Origin of the sequence: Frankia sp. BMG5.23 (assembly GCF_000685765.2) — a bacterium.
Lineage (GTDB): Bacteria > Actinomycetota > Actinomycetes > Frankiales > Frankiaceae > Frankia > Frankia casuarinae.
Window position 1 is genome coordinate 34,316 of the sequence record NZ_JDWE01000015.1, and the last position, 18,342, is coordinate 52,657.

Consider the following 18,342-nt stretch of genomic DNA (forward strand, 5'->3'; position numbering starts at 1 on the left):
CTAGTTCTCCTTGGTTGCGGTGGGGCCATCGGTTCCGGTGGGACCGGCTGCGCTGGTAAGGCCGGCTGCGCTGGTGGGACCGTCGATGCCAGTGGGACCGGCGGTGCCGAGGCCGAGGATGCCCTCTCCCGCCTCGGATCCCGCATTGGACCCGACAGCCACCCGCTCGGGCCGCGTGACGCTCGGGTGCAGGGCGACGACGAAACGGTGGGAGCGCCCGCCCGCAGCGGTGGTGTCGTGGTACCTGCCGACGAGGGCGGCAACCGTCTCCCCGAGCTCCGCGGCGAACGCGGCGCGGTCCGCGGCGGAGGCGAACCGGATCTCGCTGTCGATCGCGAACGTCGCCAGCCGCTGCCGGGCGGCGGTGGCACCGGTGAGGAGGTCGCCGATCTCCCGCACCAGCCGGGCACCGAGCGCGAGCAGCCATCGGGCAGAGCGCTGATCCGGCGACCGGCCGGGATCCGGGGCGACCGCCGGCAACGCGGTCGGCGAGATCACATAGGAGGCCGCCGTCGCCCGTAATACGCGCTCGGTGCAGTTGCCCCTTCTGCGTTCCTCGACGAGTTCGACCAGCCCGTGACGCTCCAGGGCCCGCAGGTGGTAATTGACCCGCTGACGTGACAGCCCCACGGGAGTGGCCAGGGTGCTGGCCGAACCCGGCTCCGCGAGCGCGGCCAGCAACCTCGCCCGGACCGGGTCGAGCGCGGCCCCCGCGGCGGCCGGGTCATCGATCACTGCGACCTCCAACATGCGCCTCATCGTCCTGCCGAAAATTTTCCTTGTCAAGGAGGACAATCATGTCGGAGCAGATCCGGAGCAGATCCGGAGCAGATCCGGAGCAGATCCGGAGCAGATCCGGAGCAGATCCGGAGCAGGCCCGAAGCAGGTACGGAACGACCGTCGCGCCCCTCCGCGAGTCATCGCCCGAATGGCGGGGCGTAGGTTCGTCCTGAAATGCCACCCGGGCTCGCGGAGGTCGGGACAGCCCCGTCTCGGGCCTGAAGCCCGTCCGTGCGGGCCAGGACCAGTCCAGCCCGCGGTCACGAGAGACAGGACGCAAGAACCGATGTCGACCTTCGGGCCGGACTCCTCCGTACCATCCACGCCACCATCCACGCCCCACCCGACCGGACTACCGGACGGGCGCGACGGCCGCCCGTCGACGTCGGCGGAAAACCGGCCCGCGCCGCGGCGCGCCCGGCCGGCCCCGCGCCGGCTGCGGGTCGTCCGCGTCACCCCGCTCACCGGGGACATGGTGACGGTGACGCTCGGTGGGCCGGCGCTGGCCGGATTCGCGCTGCCCCGGGCCGCGCAGCACGTGAAGATCTTCCTGCCTGCCGACGGGCAGACCGAACCGACCGTTCCGAGCTGGGGGCCGGACGGACGACCCGTCTTCCCGGCGGGTACGCCCCGCCCGATCGTGCGGACCTACACCCCGCGCCGGTTCGACGCTGAGGCCCTCGAACTGGACATCGAGATGCTCCTGCACGGCGAGGGTCCGGCCGGGCGGTGGGCGGGTACCGCTCGGCCCGGTGACCATCTCGCCATCGCCGGACCGGGGGGTGGATACGAGGTGCGGACGTCGGCCGCGCATCACCTGCTCGCCGCCGACGAGACCGGCCTGCCCGCGCTGGCGACGGTGCTGGAACGGCTGCCCGCTCGGGTACCGGTGACCGTGGTGGCGGAGGTTCGCGACGCCGGCCGCCGACGGGCTCTCCCGGTCACCCCCGCGACGACCGTCACCTGGCTGCACCGTGACGGCGGGGTTCCCGGCACGCTGCTGGCCGAGGCCGTCGAGGCCGTACCCCTGCCCGCCGGCACCGCGGCCTGGGTGGCCTGCGAGGCCACGGCGGTACGCCGGATCCGCCGTCACCTGCTCGCCGCGGGGCTGGACCGCGCCGACCTGTCGACCCGCGGCTACTGGCGGCTGGGTGCGGCGGACCATCCCGATCATGACTACGGGGAGGGCGAGGCGGCGGATGTCACCCGTGGCGGCGAGGGACGGATCGATCGGCTGCGCCGCACCCTCGGGCCGCTGAAGCAGCGTGCCGAAACCACCGCGCGCGGCCTCGGGGCGACCGTGAAGGCCCGCGCCGTCGAGCGCCGGCGGTGACCGGGTCGGCACCGGCTTCGACCACCCGATCCTCGACCACCCGATCGTGGGCGCGGCATTTCGGTGGGACGCGTCCCAGGGCCCTCGCCCGCCAAACTCGCTCTCCAAACAACCCGTAGCCGATGCAACCGGGCTCCGTCACGGCGGACAACCCGACCGCATGGCAGGCTGGTCGCGTACCAGCGCACACCGCCCGACCACGGGGATCCACCGCGCCACGGCATTCCGACAAGCCGTCGCACGGACAAGGCGACGAACGGACCGGACGACGGCGGCTCGGGGACGACCCGTCGGGGAATGACGGCACGGTGGCGGGTGGACCCGGTACGCGAATGGTGCCCGTTGGCGAAGAGGGGCCATGACGGAGGACAGCGCGAGACCCGTTGCCGGGCCTCCCATCGTCGGGGAATCCGGGTCGGTGAATCTGCCGGCTCCCCGGGTGACCGCGCTACCCCGGCGGTTCCCGGCGCCCGGCGCCCACCGTGATCCGCTCCGGCTCCCACACCTGGTCGGCCCGCCCCCCGGTTCGACCCCGCCCCTCCTGGACGCGCCCAGCGTTCCCACGGGCCTTCGGGAGTGCGCCGGGTGCGGCGCGCCCGTGGCCCGGCCGGGCCACGACGAGCAGGACGAGCAGGACGAGAGCGTCGCCCTGGAAGGCAGCTGCGCGGGATGCGGCCACCGCTACTCGTTCACCGTCAAGCTGCGACCGGGCGAACGGGTCGGCCGCTACACCGTGCACGGCGTCATCGCGCACGGTGGGCTCGGCTGGGTGTATGCCGCGACCGACGACAACCTCGGCGGCGACGGCGTGCGGGCCTGGGTGGTGCTCAAGGGCCTGCTCGACGCGGCGAACCCGGAGGCGCGTCGGATCGCCGAGGGAGAGCGGCGCATTCTGACCACGGTGTCCCATCCGGGCATCGTCAAGATCCTCGACTATGTCACCCACCATGGCGAGGACTACATCGTCATGGAGTACGTGCCGGGGGTGTCCCTGGCCGGCCTGGCCGAGGTCGGGGTGGCGGGACCGGACGGGCGGTCGGCTCCGCCGTCGGCCGCCGACGTGATCCGCTACCTGCTGCGGGTGCTTCCGGCCCTCGGGCATCTGCATCGCCTCGGGCTGGTCTACTGCGACCTGAAACCGGAAAACGTGATGGTCACCGCCGAGGACGTCAAACTGATCGACCTCGGCGGGGCGCGCCGGCTCGACGACCGCGTGTCGGGATACCTGTCCACGCCCGGCTACCGGGCCCCCGAACTCGACGACGACGGGGAACGCCCGGCGGGCATCGCGCGCACCGCGCCCACGGTCACCACCGACATCTTCGCCGTCGCCCGGACCCTGGCCCGTCTCGTCCTCGGCCGGTTCCCGGGCTTCCTCGGCGCCTACCGGCACGCCCTGCCGCCGCGCCGGGCCCATGCCCCGTTGCGGGACTTCGAATCCCTGGACCGGCTCCTGCGCCGAGCCACCGCGACCGATCCCGACCAGCGCTTCCAGAGCACCACGGAGCTCGCCGACGAACTGGTGGGGGTGCTCTACGAGATCGTGGCCAGAACGGAGGGGCCGGTCCCCCCGTTGGCCAGCCGGTGGTTCGACGCCGTCGGGCACCCCACCGGGGAGGCGGGGCCCGCCGGGACCCCCGCATGGTGGGAGGTCCTCCCCGATCTGCGGATCGACCAGGACGATCCATGGGCGCCCGGACTGACCGCCGGTTCGGACGAGGAACCGGCCTCCCTGGCCACCCGGCTGGCGGCGATCGTCCCGAGGACCACCGAGGTGCGGCTGTCCCTGGCCCGCGCCCAGATCCGGGCCGGGCAGCTCCATGAGGCGGCGGGCACCCTGGACGACGCGGCCGTGGAGCAGCCGCGGGAATGGCGGGTCGACTGGTACCGGGGCCTACATGCCCTCGTCGGAGGACGACCGGCCGTGGCCGCCGCGGCGTTCGACCGGGTCTACTCCCGGGTCCCCGGGGAGCTCGCTCCGCGCCTCGCCCTCGCGACCGCACTCGCGGACGTGGCGACCACCGCGGACACCGCGGACACCGCGCCTGAACGTGACGCGGCCCGGCACCGGGCCGCGGCCCTGTTCGACGTCGTCTCCACCATCGATCCGAGCACGACCAGCGCGGCGTTCGGGCTGGCCCGATGCCGGACCGATCCGACTGACAAGATCGACGCTTATCTACGGGTCCCTCCGTCGTCCGCCGCCTACACCGCGTCGCGGATCCGCATGATCGGGGTGCTCGTCGGCCTGGCCGCCCGACCAGACCGCGCGGCCTCGGGATCGGCGGCCCTGCATCGGGCGGCGACGATACTGGCCGATCCAAGGCTCGACCTGGGCGAACGACGCCGGGCCGAACTGCACCGTGACCTGTTCACCGCCGCCTTGGCCCTCGTCATGACCTACCCGGCCGCCTACCCGGCCGCGGATGCGCCCCGGCCACCGACCCTGCTCAGTCGGGTCATGGTGGAACGGGACCTCCGCTTCGGGCTGGCCGAGACCTACCGGGAGATGGCCCGGTTGGCCGGTGACCGGGCGAGCCGGGTCCGCCTCGTCGACCAGGCGAACCGCATCCGGCCCCGCACGCTGCTCTGACGGTGGCTTCCTTGCTCATAGGCACTGAGCTGTGGAGCTCGGCGATATCACCTCCGAAGGTATCCAGCGAACCCTGGCCACCAACCATCTCGCGCCGTACCTGCTGCTGCGCTCGCTGATCGGCCCCATGAGTGACCGGCCAGCGCGCTTCGTCGTGGTCGGCGGCTCACCGGCTCCCGCATCACGGTGAACGGCGCTCATCCGGGCATTATCAGCAAGACGGACTCGGCCGAGATTCCCGCGGCGCACTGCGGGTGTTCAGCGCGATGCTCGATCCGTTCAGGCCTGGCCCCGACGTCGGTGCCGATACGCCGGCATGGCTCGCGACCAGTCCCGAAATCAATGGTGTCAGCGGGCGTTTCTTCGTCCGGCACGAGACGGTCATAACCGCATCGCACACCACCGACGTCGCGCGCTGCAACCAGCTCTGGGACGCCGGCGCACGGCTTGTCGGTCTACCGTCCGAACTGTGACAACCATCGGGGCTCGGGCACCAGGGCTCGGGTGCGCGTCATTCATCATGAATCACCGGTTTCGATCTCGTGGCTCGCCCGGCCCGCCAGCTCACGGCCCGGTCAGGGACGGCCACCGTCGAGCAGCGGGGGGCGGCCGGGTACGCGTAGGCCCGGTCGCAGCCACTCGTCATACAGGCGGGACCAGGTTCCGTCGAGCATGATCTCGCGAAGCACGCCGTTGACGAACGCGACGAACTCGTCGTCTCCCGCCGTGTCCCCGGTGATCGGCATGGCGATACCGTAGGGCTCGTCGAGCCGGCCGCCGGCTTCGAAGTCCGCGCCGAAGGCGCTCGGCCCGAGCACCGTCGTGTAGGGGTCCTGGGCGGCCAGTCCGGCGAGGAGGACATCGTCGCCGGCGATCGCGTCGACGTCACCGTGCTGGAGCGCGACCAGGCAGTCCGCGAGGCGGGCCCGGGTCACCGGTCGGGGTCCCGGCGCCGGCAGCCGCGCCAGCTTCTCGCTGGACGTGCTCCCCGCCGACGAGCAGACCGGCCGTCCGACGAGATCGGCGATACCGCGGAACCCGGCGTTCTCCCGAACCAGCAACCGCAGGGTCGACTCGTAGTACACGTCGGAGAACCGGACCTGCCGCTTGCGCTCGCAGGTGATGGTCATGGTAGCCACGAGCATGTCGACCATGCCGGAACGGAGCAGGTCCTCCCGCTCGGAGGTGGTGACGGCACGGAACTGGACATGATCGTCGACCCGCTCGGCGCCGAAGATGGCCGCTGCGACCGCGCGGGCTATGCCGACGTCGAAACCCTCCAGTCGCAGGGTGCGCCAGTTCATCAACCCGGCCGGGGGCGCGTCGGTAGCGATGCCCACGCGCAGGTAGCCGCGGTCCCGCGCGATCGCGCGCATGCGGCTGCCCACCGGCATCCGGCCGGGGGGAGGCATCGGGGTGAGGGGTGGTTCGCTCGACCGGAGCGGTCTGCCATCCCGGCGACAGGTTCCATCCGGGTTGGCCGATTCCGCCGACGCCCGCGTGGGCTCGGCGTCCGGCACCGGTGATGGCGGCATCGGGGCGGCCTCCAGCGGAAGGGGGCTACGGGCGGTACTGCAGCCCGTACCGCCCACGAGGACCATGCAGCCAACGAGGATCCCCCCAAGCAGCGGGCCCACTGCCCCCGTCGGGATGGAAGGGTGCCGGCGGGTGGTCCGCCCGGTCCGGCGCCCGGTCCGGCGCCCGGTCCGACCGGGCGGGCTCACAGGTACTCCCGGAGCCGGGGCCACATCCCCGCCGCGGCCGCGACGATCGCGGTGAGGACGAGTGCCGGGCCGGCCAGCTCGAGATCGCGCAACGCCGCGGCGGCCCGGCGGACATCTCCTTCGAACCTGCCCCGGGCGGCGTCGATCGCGACGTCGAGCTTGCCGAGGAAGCTGGTGAACGCCGTCGTGCCCGGCCCGAGGGTCCGGGTCACCGCCTGTCCGAACGTGTCGGAGGAACGCGGGTCCCCGACGGAGGAGCCGGCGTCTCCCGGTCCTCGCGCGGCCGCGACGACCGAGTCCGGTGACGAGGCCAGCAGAGCCACCACCGAGGCCCGGCTACGCAGCCAGGAGCGCAGATCGCTCTCGAGTCCCGCCGGTATCCCGGCCCCCCCGCGCGCGTCGAGGGCGACGACGAGTGAACCACGACGGGTGACCGGTTCGGGCGGTAGGCGGTCACCGGTCACGTCGAAGCCGAGGCCTCGGGTCACCCAGGCGAAGTGCTCGTCGAAACGGGTGCCGTTGCCGAGCGCCGTCAGCGAGAGGTTCTCATCGACCCGTGCCTCCAGAGCCAGGGTCTTCGATCGGGCGAGCAGGCTCATCGGTCGATACCCGGAGTCCTGCGCGGTGTCAAGACGGGTCTGCTGGGTCCCGAAGGCGACCGCGGTCCAGGTGACCGTGGCCAGGATGCACCCGGTGCCGAGCAGCAGGCCCGGGTTGACCAGTCGGTTCGTGCGTCGGACCAGAAGCAGCTGGACGCCGACGAGCGCGATGATCGCGAGGGCGGCCGTGATCACGATCGCCCATTCCCCCCGTGAGCCGGTGGCCTGCTGGTAGGCGGTGTCCACCGCGTCGGCGTACCGGGCGACGAGCACCTCGGTCGCCGGAAGGATCTCCGTGCGCATCATCGTCGAGGCGGCCCGCAGGTTGGCCTCGCCGACGGACAGCCCCGCCCGGTTGTTCGCCCGGGCCCGTTCGACCATCCCGTTGTAGACGGGAATGCCGCCGGCAAGCACGTCCAGGGGGCACGACGAGGCGATCCGCCCGGACGACGGCCGGGTCCCTGCGCCGTCGGGTCCGGGTGGCGGCGCCGCGGGGTCGGACCAGGGCGGGTCCGCGGCGCACAGGGCCGGGTCTAGTCGGCGCAGGTCCAGGACGTCACGGGCGGCATCGGCGACACTCGCCTCGAACAGCCCACCGTTCTTGATCCGATCATAGCGCTGCCGCAGCTCGGCGGCGGACTCTCCCCTGCCGACGAGAAGCTCGACGGGCGCGAAGACCTCCGCCGCCGCGGCGGCATCCGCCTGGGAGAGGGCGGCCCGCAGCTCCTGAGCCGTGGCGAGCGCTCGGCCGTGCCGACTCACCAGGCCGTCGGTCGCGTCCAGCCGATGAGTGACCACTCCGTGCAGCGTCAACCCGAACAACGCGAGCGCGACCACGAGAAACGCCAGCAGCCCGACGAGCCGGACACCCGCGTCGCATCGCGCCGCGATGCCCAGCACGGCCCGCGCGAGCCGCGTGCCCCACCGCGCTCGCGGGCCGCCCGGGCCACCGGGCTCCCCACCGCCACGGCGACGACGCGCGGTCGCTCGGCGACCGGCCGGGGAGGCTCCCCCACTCTGCGTGGGCGGCAGCGACGTTACAGCCGTCACAGCAACTAAGCGTACGCGCTTCACCCCGATCCGATTACTCTAAGCAACGACGAGGGGCTCGTATCGCCGGAACCGGCGGGAACGTTCCTCGGCGCGCAGCAGGTCCAGCCAGCGAGCCTGCATAGCCGCCAGGCTGCCCGCCGCACCGATCCGCACCGATCCGCACCGGGGTCTCGCAGCTGTGGATCAACCCACCCGCCCCGCTCGACCAGCGTCGTCAGTCGGCGCGCGACGGGCAGCCGACGCATGACGACCATGTGATCACGCAGGAGGCCGGCCTCGTCGCGGACGTCCGCGACGGCGAGGTACACGTCCGGCGCCAGCCGCCGGTTGAGGGCCACCTCGGTCTGGCAGGCGTCTTCCCGTGCCTGTCGCCGTCGCAGGTCCACGGATCCGACCACGACGGGTTTGGGCATCTTCAGGACCCGCGGGGGTCCGGCGGCGGTGTCGTCAGCAGTGCCCTGCCGGGACGGACCAGCCGATCCGCCGGATGTCACGCCCGGCTGGCCGTTCGGCCCTTACCGAGTGGGCCGAACGGCCATGCCGAGTATGCGGGCGGCGACGATCACGACCCGCTGCCCTCCCCGGGCCGGCAGACCCGCCGGGGTCAGGCCTCGCGGAGGGACTCCAGGAAGAGCAGGGTCCGCGCGGCGACGCTGCGACGCCCCGGACCCGTCAGCACGTCGTGGCCGCCCGGGACGACCACGAGCTCCGCCCGGGACGCGGTGCGCGTCGTCATCCGGATCAGGGGTAGCGGGCTGACCTCGTCCTGCGCACCGTGGATGAGCAGGATCGGGAGGTCGGGCAGGGCACGCGGCAACGGTTCCTCGATGGCCACCCCCGCGACGGGAACCTGCAGGAGCGGCAGGCCGACCATGATCACACCGTCGGGACGTACCGCGGGGGAGGCGGCCATCGCCAGCGCCGCGAGGGCCCCCGTGTCGGAACCGAGGAGGACGAACGGGACACCCGGCACCCGGTTCTCGGCCACCGCGGGCACCCGGCGGCCACCGTCGGGAACGACGGTCACCAGGTAGCCGTCCAGCGCGAGCCGATCGGCGAGAAGGTGGAACGGGCCGGCCTGCTCACCGCGCCCGAGCAGCACCGCGACCACGGCACGCACGTATTCCCCGGGTGCCCCTCCGGAGGCGGGAGAGGCCGCCGGGAGCCGACGCGTCGACGGAACCGGGGTCGCGGCCGGGACGGCGGTGGACGCCGGAGAGACGATCGACGCCGGAGAGACGATGGGTGCGATGGGTGTCGCGGCCGGCCTGCCTGCGGTCGGCACGACGGAGTTGCCCCGCTGCGGACCGACGATGGTGCGGGCGCGGGACTGCCTGCCCGCCGCGGACGAGGTGGGCGAGGTGGGCGAGGTGGGCGAGGCCATCCGTGGATCATCGACGGACAACTGAGTGGTCGGCGACGGCATCGGCGCCAGATCTCCTTCGGACGAAACGGATCGTCGCGGCAGACGGGCCGGACGTGCCGCGTGCGCGGCGTCGAGGCGACATCAATCGTTGATCTCGCCTCGGAGACTCGGTGAGGATTTGAGGACGCGGTGAGGGTTTGAGGACGCGGAGAAGGCTTGAGGACGCGGTGAAAGCTCGCGGACGCGGAGAAGGCTTGAAGAGTGGGAGAGGGAAGGTGTCCGGCCCGCCGATGATCGGTCCGACGGCCCGGCGACCGGAGGGACACGCGGCTGCCGCACGTCGCCTGCCGGCGAACGTCAGGAGCTCATCGGGCTGCGGAGGATGCCGGACCGCTGGCCGCCCGCGGCCGGGACGGATCGCTCGGCTCGGGACCGCCGGCAGGCTCGGGACCGCCGGCAGATCAGCGACAACGTCGCCAGGACGACGGCGACGGGAGGATCTCGGACTGGCGTCGATCGGGCCGGAGCACGTCCACGAACATGTCTACTACCCTGCGTAGCGGGAAGGGAAGCCGTCAAGCCGTTCACGGCGTGTCGTACATCACTCCACGACACGCCGACCAGACGCTGACGTGACGTCGACCGAAAGGTGTCCGGTCGGCCGGACCGGCGGCAAGGTCAGCTGGGAAGCCGGCCGCGAAGCCGGTGACCGGACCTCGTGGCCCCCGCCCCGAAACACCGGAAAACGACGACAAGGGCACCGCCGGAGGCGCTGCCCTTGTCATGATCCGTACACATTTTTCGCGCACGTTTGATGATCAACTATCTCGGCTCTCCGGGCACGGTCCTGTGCCTCGGGGAACCAGCCCGCACGGTCAGGCCGCCGCCGCGCCCTTGGCCTTCACGAAACGGGCGGCCACGTCGGCCCAGTTGACGACGTTCCACAGGGCCGCCACGTAGTCGACCTTGACGTTCTTGTACTGCAGGTACCAGGCATGCTCCCAGGCGTCGAACACGAGCAGCGGGGTGTTGCCCACGCCGACGTTGCCCTGGTGGTCGTACACCTGCTCGATGAGCAGACGTTGCGCGGTGGCGTCGTAGGCCAGGACGCCCCACCCGGAACCCTGCACCGTGGTGGTCACCGCGTTCAGTTGCGCCTTGAAGGCGTCGAAGGAACCGAAGTCGGCGGCGATGGCCTCACCGAGCGCACCGTCCGGCTTGTCCCCGCCGTCCGGCGAGAGGTTCTCCCAGTAGATCGAGTGGAGAATATGCCCGGAAAGGTTGAAGGCGAGCGTCTTCTCCAGGCCCACGATGGCACCGAAGTCGCCCTTGTCGCGCGCCTCGGCGATCTTCTCAAGGGTGTCATTGGCACCCTTGACGTAGGTCGCGTGGTGCTTGTCGTGGTGCAGTTCGACTATCTGCCCGATAATGGACGGTTCCAGAGCACCGTAGTCGTAGTTCAGGTCCGGCAGCGTGTACGTCGCCACTAGCGCACGATCCTTTCCATTCATAAGGAATTCATCCGAGGAGTCCCCGCGTGGAGCTCTCGGAGGTCAGATGGGCGGTGCGGTGGAGCCGGCGGCCACCCGGGGCGGAGGAGGCGGACAGAACCTGGCGATGCTCATCGGCTCGCCCCTCCCCTCTCCCGCGGCACCGCCTCAACGGCACCCTGTGGACGGTCGGCTTCGCTGCTGCGATCCTCCGCGCGATCCCCCCGACTGGACACTATCGCCAGTCGGATGGGTCCTGCATGGCGAGACCCGACACCATGACACTCAAAGGATCGGCCCGTTCACATCGCCAACAACGGTGCGTAACGACGAGGAAACGAAAACGGGATTACTCCGCCATTCATCGCCACCATCCACTACCTTCCGCTACTCCTCATGGATCTGTTGGGCGAGGTAATGGGCCGCACCAAGCTGGGAGATCAGCTCCAGCTGGGCGTCGAGCCAGTCGATGTGCTCCTCCTCGGAGACGAGGATCCGCTCGAGGAGCACGGCCGATCCGACGTCGCCCCGCTCCCGGCAGAGTGCGACCCCCCGGCGCAGCAGGTCAACCGCCTCGAACTCCCCGGACCGGTCCACCTCGAGCTGCTCGGGCACCGTCTCCCCGATACGCAGCGTGTGCAGACGCTGCAAGTTCGGCAGACCGCCGAGATACAGCACCCGCTCGATGAGCTGATCCGCGTGCTTCATCTCGTCGATCGACTCGTGATAATAGTGCTCGGCGATCCGTCGATATCCCCAGTTACGTTGCATACGACTGTGCAGAAAATACTGGTTGACGGTCGTGAGCTCGTTCGTCAGCACGCTGTTCAGAAGTTCGATGATTTCCGCGTCACCACGCGTCACCATATAACCTCCACCTCCCGTCGGGCATCGCCGGCCGGACGTCGTTCGTCATCACACCGAGGGAGTGCCCCGTCCCACGCCGCTTGATCGACCCGTCGTGGCGCCTCAACCAGCGGCGATGACCTCCGACGGTCCGCGCGAGCCGACGGGCGGAACCTCCAGCGGACAGCACATCACACGGATACGGATTTCGCAGCGAACCTGAACCCGGACCCCTCACATCCGCATGAACGTAAGTGCAGGTAAGTTTTACTGTAGGATAGAAATCCCGCACAGAGGAAGCGTGCGGGCAGCGTGCGACGAACCGTCATAATCATGGCGTCATTCCCCCGCAGCGACTTCGCCCGACCAGACGAGCCCCTGCCGGCACGCTGCCGGCAGTCGGTTCAGTGCCGGTCGGTGCCGGTCCCGGCGGCCGGCGTCTCACCACATTGGACGACGACGAATCCCCCCCGACCGGAGTACTCGATCTGCGCGAGCTCCCCCGAACTACGCCCCACGAGGTTGCCTATCTTGAACGAGGAGACCACCCGGGTACGCACGCCCGCCGTCCAGGCGACCGCGGCATCCCGGTCGACGCAGACCGGCTCGTCCGTCGACAACACCAGGGGAGCGCCCAGGCACAGCACGGCGACGCCGCCGCTGCCGGAAACCTCGGTGTTGAAGATCCCACCGGCGATCATGGCGCCGATGCCGCCGGACGTCGTGGTGACCTTGTAGCGGATGCCGGACTCCAGCGCGAGCAGACTGCGGCCGTTGACCGTCAGGCTGTCGTTGTCGAGCGTGAAGACCGAGATGTGGCTTCCGGACTCGGCGAACCAGACGGTTCCGTGGCCGGCCACCCTCATCAGGTCCTGGCCCTCACCAGTCACCGCCCGCCGCAGGAATCCACCGACTCCCTGGCCCTTGTAGGCGAAGTCGACGCGGCCGCGATAGGCCACCATGGATCCCTGCTTGGCGTACATCTCGCCGCCGTCGAGGCGTACCCGCAGCATGCGATCGCCCTCTTCCAGGGCGAACGGGGGGCCCGCGGCGGGGCCCCCCGCGAAGGTGGCGAGTGGCTGGCTCATGGCCTCCATTCAACGCCCATCCATACCCGTTCGGGCCACACCGGTAGGAATACCGACGGGAATAAGGCGGGTAGACCGGCAGCCGCCCGTCAGGACCGGCACCCGTCCGTCAGAGCAGCATCAGCAGCATCGCGCCGGCCATGACCAGCCGGGACGCGGCCGATGTCGCCGGCGGCGGGTGGGTCACCCAGCCCGGCCTGACCCTGCGGACCAGCGGGCCACCGACAGCAGCCACCACCGCCGCAGCGAAGATCACCGCGAACCAGTCGGTCAGATTCGTCAGACCGGTCGAATCATCGACCGGCCACCTGCCCGCCCGGGCCATGCACGCCATCGCCAAGCCCTCGATGACGAGCATCGAGCAACAGGACCACCGCGACGGCTCGCAGGTCGGGTCCGTCAGGACAAGGAGGAAGAAGACGCCGGCCAGCGCCAGATAGGCGACGGCGAACACCACCGACGACGTCATCCAGCGTGGGCCGACGAACATGACGGCCATTCCCGCGGCCACCACCGTGTGCCCGATCTCGACCGGTGGGTACACGGCCCTCCGCCGGGCTCGCGCAAGCGCGCCGGCAAGACGTCCGGCGTGGAACATCGCCAGCAACGCGCAGACGGCCGCGGCAACGACGGCCACCGCCTGCGGTGGGGCCAGTGCGTGCGCCGCTGCCGGGTGGTGGTGTGTCACCGATCCGACGGCCCCCGCCGACCCCACCCGGTGACACCCCGATCCGCGGGCTCCCGTCCAGTTACGGCACGTCGCACGTCAGCTCACGCCCAGGGCAAGTTCGGCATCGACCAGTGCGGTGATGCTGCCGGCACGGGCCTCGTCGATGATGGCCTGGAGCTGTTCGACGCTCATCTGGATCCGCTGGCCGAAGTCGTCGGTCAGCACGATGCGCCGCTCCGCCGGAGCTTCGTGGTCGACGAAGAGCTCCGGGCAACCACAGTTGCATTTTCCGCAGAAGGTCAAAATGTGACGCCCATGAGTAGATCCGGACATGTCGCCTCCCGGGGTAGCGGACCAATCAGGAATATCAGTCTAAGATCCTCTCAGGGAAACGTCTGCGCGTTTACCGGATTCCGGGGGCACGGACACGGGGCGCAGTCAGGGGGCACGGTCAGGGGCCGGGGGACCCCCGGCGGAGTCGTCCGGCAGCCCACCCACGCCACCGCCGCCGGACGCGCCACCGCCGGACGCGCCAAAGGCCCCGGGCCCCATGTGGGGATACACGTGGTCGGCAGGCGGAGCGAGATTCTCCTTGATCACCCGTGGGCTGACCCAGCGCAGCAGGTTCTGCGCGGAACCGGCCTTGTCGTTGGTACCGGAACGGCGAGCGCCGCCGAACGGCTGCCTGCCGACCACGGCCCCGGTCGGCTTGTCATTGACGTAGAAGTTGCCGGCCGCGAAGCGCAGCACGTGTTCGGCGCGAGCGATCGCCGAGCGGTCGGTCGCGACGACGGCACCGGTGAGCGCGTAGGACGAGGTCCGATCGATCAGTGTCAGCACGTCGTCCCAGGCACCTGGCCGGTTGTCGTCGTAGACGTGAACCGACAGGATCGGGCCGAACAGCTCGCGGGTGAACCACTCCCGCCCGGGATCGGTGCCGAGCAGCACCGTCGGCCGGACGAACCAGCCGACAGCGTCGTCGCACTGTGCCCCGGCGAGAACGGTGACGGTCGAATCGCTGGCAGCGCGGGTGCACGCGGCGGCCAGGCGATCGTAGGCGCGCGCGTCGATGACCGCACCGGTGAAATGGTCGAAGTCGCTGACGTCCCCCACCGACAGTGCCTCGGTCGCGGCGGCGAGTTCGGCGTCCAGGCGCCGCCACAGGCTTGCGGGCAGGTACGCCCGGGAGGCCGCCGAGCATTTCTGGCCGCTGTACTCGAAGGACCCCCGCAGCAGCGCGGTACGCAGCACGTCGACGTCGGCCGAGGGATGCGCCACCACGAAGTCCTTGCCACCGGTCTCCCCGACGATCCGCGGATAGGAACGGTAGCCGTCCAGATTCTCGCCGACCGCCCGCCACAGCCGGGCGAAGACGGCGGGAGAACCGGTGAAATGAACGCCGGCCAGATCCGGGTCGGAGAACACCACGTCGCTGACCGGTTCACCCGAACCGCCGACGAGGTTGATGACGCCGGGCGGCAACCCCGCCGATTCCAGCAGCCGCATCAGGAAATGTGCGGCGAACGCCTGCGTGGGAGCCGGCTTCCAGACGACAGTGTTCCCCATCAACGCCGGCGCGGTCGCCAGGTTCCCGGCGATGGCGGTGAAGTTGAACGGACTGACCGCGTAGACGAATCCCTCCAGTGGACGCAGATCCAACCGGTTCCATTCCCCGATCCCGCTGGCCGGCACGTCGGCCAGCAACTCGGCGGCGAACATCACGTTGAACCGCCAGAAGTCGATCAGCTCGCAGGCGGCGTCGATCTCCGCCTGTTGGCAGGTCTTCGACTGGCCCAGCATGGTGGCCGCGTTCAGCGTGTCCCGCCACGGGCCGGCGAGCGCCTCCGCGGCGCGCAGGAGCACCGCGGCCCGTCCCGCGAAACCCAGATCCCGCCAGCCGGGGGCGGCCTTCTTCGCCGCGGCGACCGCCGCGGCCGCGTCCGCGTGGGTGCTCTCTCGCAGCGTTCCGAGCACCCGCCGGTATGCATGAGGCTGCACGACGTCGCGGGCCGGGCCGCCGCCGAGATGCTGGTGTCCCCCGATCGTGTTAGTCAGCTCGATGTGCTCACCGCCCAGCCGGAGCAGGGCCCGCCGCAGACTGGCACGTTCCGGGCTACCCGGGGCGTAGGAACGGGTCGGTTCGTTACGCGCGACCGGAACCGTCACCGGTCCGGTCGCCACGCGCTCTGCTTCGTCCCGTCGCACGCTCCGTCCCCCGTCCAACCAGCCCGCGTCCCAGGCCCGCCCATAATCCCAGGCCCGCCGCGTCCCAGGCCCGCCCATAATCCCAGGCCCGCCGCGTCCCAGGCCCGCCGCGTCCCAGGCCCGCCCATAATCCCAGGCCCGCCCATAATCCCAGGCCCGCCGCGTCCCAGGCCCGACTCCGGAGCGCGCGGGCGGCAAGCAGCAGGTTCGTGGGTCTCTCCACCAGCCGCCGGGTCAGGTACGGCACGCAGTCCGCCCCGTAGGGCACATACACCCGCACCGTGGCCCCGGTCGACGCCAACCGCCGCTGCTCGCCCGGGCGTACCCCGTACAGCAACTGGTATTCGAAGGTCGCGGGCAGGCGTCCCACGTGCTCGGCGAACCGGCCGGCGAGGTTCAGGAGGGCGGGATCGTGAGTGGCAATCATGGGATAGCCCGATCCGGTGAGCAGGATTCCCAGACAGCGGGCGTACGCGGCGGCGACGGCCGGACGTCCCTGGTAGGCCACGGCGGACGGTTCGCGGTAGGCGCCCTTGCACAGCCGCACCCGTGACCCGGCGGTGGCGAGGTCACGGCAGTCCGTCTCGGTGCGCAGAAGCTGCGCCTGCAGGACGGCGCCGACGAAGGGGAAGTCGCGACGCAGCTCCACCAGGGTGTCCAACGTCGAGTCCGTGGTGGTGTGATCCTCCATGTCCAGGGTGACCGTCGCGTTCGCCGCCGCTGCCCGCGCGCAGAGCTCGGCGGCGTTCTCGTATGACAGCTTGCGGCCGTCGCGGGGCACGGCCTGACCGAGCGCGGACAGCTTCACCGAGACGTCGAGACCGGCGGCGATCCCCGCGCGGTCGGCGAGGTCGAGCAGCCCGAGGTAGGCCAGCAGAGTGTCGGCCGCGTCCTGCGCACGGGTGATGTCCTCACCGAGCAGATCCACTGTCGCCAGGAGGCCGAGGTCGGCAAGTCCGGCTACCGCGGCGATCGCGTCCGTATCGGACGGGCCGGCGACGAAGCGATCGATGATCCCCCGGGCGAGGGGGGTACGTGTGACGAGCGCGCGGGTGAGCGGATGGCGGGACACGGGAGGCATCAGCTTTTGGATCATATCGATCGTCCCTCTGAGGCGACGTGACAGAATGAGCGCGATCCGAAGCTTCACGTAAGCTCAATGCTCTGTCCAGCCCAGCGGCGCGGAATGCCGCGCCGTCTCAGAGCGCGCCGTCTCAGAGCGCGCCGTCTCAGAGCGCGCCGTCTCAGAGCGCGCCGTCTCAGATGCGACGCAGGCCGGCGAGTACCCGGTCGAGCAACTCGAGCTGCGGGGCTCCCGTCGGCATGGTGAGCTGGGAGATCTCTACCAGGCGGTCCGCCGCCGCGTCGGCGACGAGCACGCGGACGACGCCCACGGGCAAACGCAGCTCGGCCGCGATCTCGATCACCGACTGAGGCTGCACGCACATCGCGACGATCGACTTCTGTTCGAGAAGCAGGACGGACAGCCGCCCGCGGCCGAGCGGTGTCGTGGTCACCATGGCCTCGAGCGCCAGCAGACGGGACGGGCGCGCCCGGCCGCGGGTCGCCGTGTACGGCCGCACAAGCTCGCCCGACGGCTCCACCGCGTCCCCGTTCACGTGATCACCTGATCACCTGGTCATAGGGGTATGGGGTCATGGGGGATGTCACCTGGTGGACACCTGGTCACACACTTTCGCGGCGGGCCGGGGTGAGCGCCTCCCGGGTCCGGGCGACGAGCACCGTCATCTCGTACCCTACGAGCCCGATATCGCAGGTGTTGGTGGCGAGCACGGCCAGATAGGACCCCTCCCCGACTGCCATGAGCAGCAGCGAGCCCTGGGCCATCTCGACGATGGTCTGGGTGACGTGGCCGCCGTCCACGAAGTCGGCGGCGGCCAGGGTCAGGCTGAACAGACCGGACGCGAGAGAACCCAGCCGTTCCGCCCGCTCCCGCGGGAGACCAGTGCAGACGGCGAGGAGATGCCCGTCCGAGGACGCGACGATCGCATTGGCCACGCCGGGCACGAAGTCGACGAAGTTGTTGACGAGCCAGTCGAGCGAGGGATGCTCGGGATCCGCGCGGGTCACGCGTCCTCCAGACTATGCGAATCAGACGGTGCGAATCAGACGGTGTGGTGTCCGCGCGCAGGCAGGAAGGGTGCGGATGGTCATCCGTCCCCGCCAGGCTCGTCAGGGGTCTCCCTTGACACCACGGGCATGGTGAACGCCTTCGTACAGTCGGCTCAGGCGGCCGCGGATCCGTTCGGGCGCCACCGTCTGCCGTTCCGGGGCCGGCGTGAGCGCCGCTGCCGGGCCGAAAAGGTCGGGACCGGCATCGGGGGGGCGAGCGGTCGCGGACCTGGACGGGGGCGTGCCCAACGGGTCCGGGCCGAGGAGCCCGTGGGTCTGCGGGGCGCGGATCGGCAGCCCGGAGGGGGTCCTGGGACCGTCTGGCCCGATGGGGGGATGGTCACTCACCGCCGCTTCGCCTGAGCCCGGTACCCCACCGACGGTTATCGCCCCGCCTGACCGTGCCGCCCCACCGGCCGCTGAGGGCTCAAGGGACGCGGGTGGCTCAAGGGACGCGGGTGG

Annotated in this window: 18 protein-coding genes; 4 read left to right on the top strand and 14 right to left on the bottom strand. The window is 70.8% G+C overall.

Annotated features, from left to right (window positions below; genetic code table 11):
• On the bottom strand, nucleotides 1–750 hold the full coding sequence (locus BMG523DRAFT_RS09430) for a helix-turn-helix domain-containing protein (protein WP_011437196.1): 750 nt from the start codon (nucleotides 748–750) through the stop codon (nucleotides 1–3).
• Nucleotides 751–1,066: 316 nt separating this feature from the next.
• On the opposite strand from BMG523DRAFT_RS09430, the gene BMG523DRAFT_RS09435 reads away from it, so the two are divergent.
• The 4 genes from BMG523DRAFT_RS09435 (at nucleotide 1,067) to BMG523DRAFT_RS09445 (ending at nucleotide 5,179) form a co-directional block, all read left to right on the top strand.
• Nucleotides 1,067–2,113: a siderophore-interacting protein gene (locus BMG523DRAFT_RS09435; RefSeq protein ID WP_011437197.1), complete on the top strand. Its 1,047-nt coding sequence runs from the start codon at nucleotides 1,067–1,069 to the stop codon at nucleotides 2,111–2,113.
• A 358-nt stretch (nucleotides 2,114–2,471) separates the two neighbouring features.
• On the top strand, nucleotides 2,472–4,706 hold the full coding sequence (locus tag BMG523DRAFT_RS09440; RefSeq protein ID WP_235463026.1) for a serine/threonine-protein kinase: 2,235 nt from the start codon (nucleotides 2,472–2,474) through the stop codon (nucleotides 4,704–4,706).
• Between the two features lie 31 nt (nucleotides 4,707–4,737).
• Complete coding sequence (locus tag BMG523DRAFT_RS25250) at nucleotides 4,738–4,896, top strand: hypothetical protein (protein WP_023840756.1); 159 nt, start codon at nucleotides 4,738–4,740, stop codon at nucleotides 4,894–4,896.
• 76 nt (nucleotides 4,897–4,972) lie between these two features.
• The gene (locus BMG523DRAFT_RS09445; RefSeq protein ID WP_023840757.1) at nucleotides 4,973–5,179 is read left to right on the top strand and encodes a hypothetical protein; all 207 of its coding nucleotides are present in this window, start codon (nucleotides 4,973–4,975) and stop codon (nucleotides 5,177–5,179) included.
• A 102-nt stretch (nucleotides 5,180–5,281) separates the two neighbouring features.
• Here the strand turns inward: BMG523DRAFT_RS09445 and BMG523DRAFT_RS09450 are convergent, their stop codons facing one another.
• The 13 genes from BMG523DRAFT_RS09450 to BMG523DRAFT_RS09510 form a co-directional block, all read right to left on the bottom strand.
• Nucleotides 5,282–6,082: a glutamate ABC transporter substrate-binding protein gene (locus tag BMG523DRAFT_RS09450; protein ID WP_232235038.1), complete on the bottom strand. Its 801-nt coding sequence runs from the start codon at nucleotides 6,080–6,082 to the stop codon at nucleotides 5,282–5,284.
• Nucleotides 6,083–6,426: 344 nt separating this feature from the next.
• Complete coding sequence (locus BMG523DRAFT_RS09455) at nucleotides 6,427–8,079, bottom strand: hypothetical protein (RefSeq protein WP_232235037.1); 1,653 nt, start codon at nucleotides 8,077–8,079, stop codon at nucleotides 6,427–6,429.
• 20 nt (nucleotides 8,080–8,099) lie between these two features.
• Nucleotides 8,100–8,495 (bottom strand): hypothetical protein, encoded by a 396-nt coding sequence (locus BMG523DRAFT_RS27305; RefSeq protein WP_011437202.1) that lies wholly within the window; start codon nucleotides 8,493–8,495, stop codon nucleotides 8,100–8,102.
• Nucleotides 8,496–8,686: 191 nt separating this feature from the next.
• Nucleotides 8,687–9,193 (bottom strand): alpha/beta hydrolase, encoded by a 507-nt coding sequence (locus tag BMG523DRAFT_RS09465; RefSeq protein ID WP_232235043.1) that lies wholly within the window; start codon nucleotides 9,191–9,193, stop codon nucleotides 8,687–8,689.
• Between the two features lie 1,130 nt (nucleotides 9,194–10,323).
• Complete coding sequence (locus BMG523DRAFT_RS09470) at nucleotides 10,324–10,935, bottom strand: superoxide dismutase (protein WP_011437204.1); 612 nt, start codon at nucleotides 10,933–10,935, stop codon at nucleotides 10,324–10,326.
• Nucleotides 10,936–11,325: 390 nt separating this feature from the next.
• Nucleotides 11,326–11,805 carry a bacterioferritin gene (bfr, locus tag BMG523DRAFT_RS09475; RefSeq protein WP_011437205.1) on the bottom strand — a complete coding sequence of 160 codons (480 nt, stop codon included), beginning with the start codon at nucleotides 11,803–11,805 and terminating at the stop codon, nucleotides 11,326–11,328.
• 383 nt (nucleotides 11,806–12,188) lie between these two features.
• Nucleotides 12,189–12,881 (bottom strand): AIM24 family protein, encoded by a 693-nt coding sequence (locus BMG523DRAFT_RS09480; protein ID WP_011437206.1) that lies wholly within the window; start codon nucleotides 12,879–12,881, stop codon nucleotides 12,189–12,191.
• A 100-nt stretch (nucleotides 12,882–12,981) separates the two neighbouring features.
• Complete coding sequence (locus BMG523DRAFT_RS09485) at nucleotides 12,982–13,560, bottom strand: DUF5134 domain-containing protein (RefSeq protein ID WP_108913494.1); 579 nt, start codon at nucleotides 13,558–13,560, stop codon at nucleotides 12,982–12,984.
• 78 nt (nucleotides 13,561–13,638) lie between these two features.
• Nucleotides 13,639–13,875: a hypothetical protein gene (locus tag BMG523DRAFT_RS27310; protein ID WP_011437208.1), complete on the bottom strand. Its 237-nt coding sequence runs from the start codon at nucleotides 13,873–13,875 to the stop codon at nucleotides 13,639–13,641.
• A 105-nt stretch (nucleotides 13,876–13,980) separates the two neighbouring features.
• A complete protein-coding gene (pruA, locus tag BMG523DRAFT_RS09495) occupies nucleotides 13,981–15,723 on the bottom strand; it encodes an L-glutamate gamma-semialdehyde dehydrogenase (RefSeq protein ID WP_200923100.1) in 1,743 nt (580 codons plus the stop codon).
• Nucleotides 15,686–16,828 carry a proline dehydrogenase family protein gene (locus BMG523DRAFT_RS09500; RefSeq protein WP_235463027.1) on the bottom strand — a complete coding sequence of 381 codons (1,143 nt, stop codon included), beginning with the start codon at nucleotides 16,826–16,828 and terminating at the stop codon, nucleotides 15,686–15,688. Before BMG523DRAFT_RS09500 ends, pruA begins: the two co-directional genes overlap by 38 nt.
• 178 nt (nucleotides 16,829–17,006) lie before the next feature.
• Entirely contained in the window at nucleotides 17,007–17,366 is a 360-nt protein-coding gene (locus BMG523DRAFT_RS09505; RefSeq protein WP_011437211.1) for a DUF742 domain-containing protein, read from the bottom strand.
• A 67-nt stretch (nucleotides 17,367–17,433) separates the two neighbouring features.
• Complete coding sequence (locus BMG523DRAFT_RS09510; RefSeq protein WP_011437212.1) at nucleotides 17,434–17,838, bottom strand: roadblock/LC7 domain-containing protein; 405 nt, start codon at nucleotides 17,836–17,838, stop codon at nucleotides 17,434–17,436.
• Nucleotides 17,839–18,342: the final 504 nt, after the last annotated feature.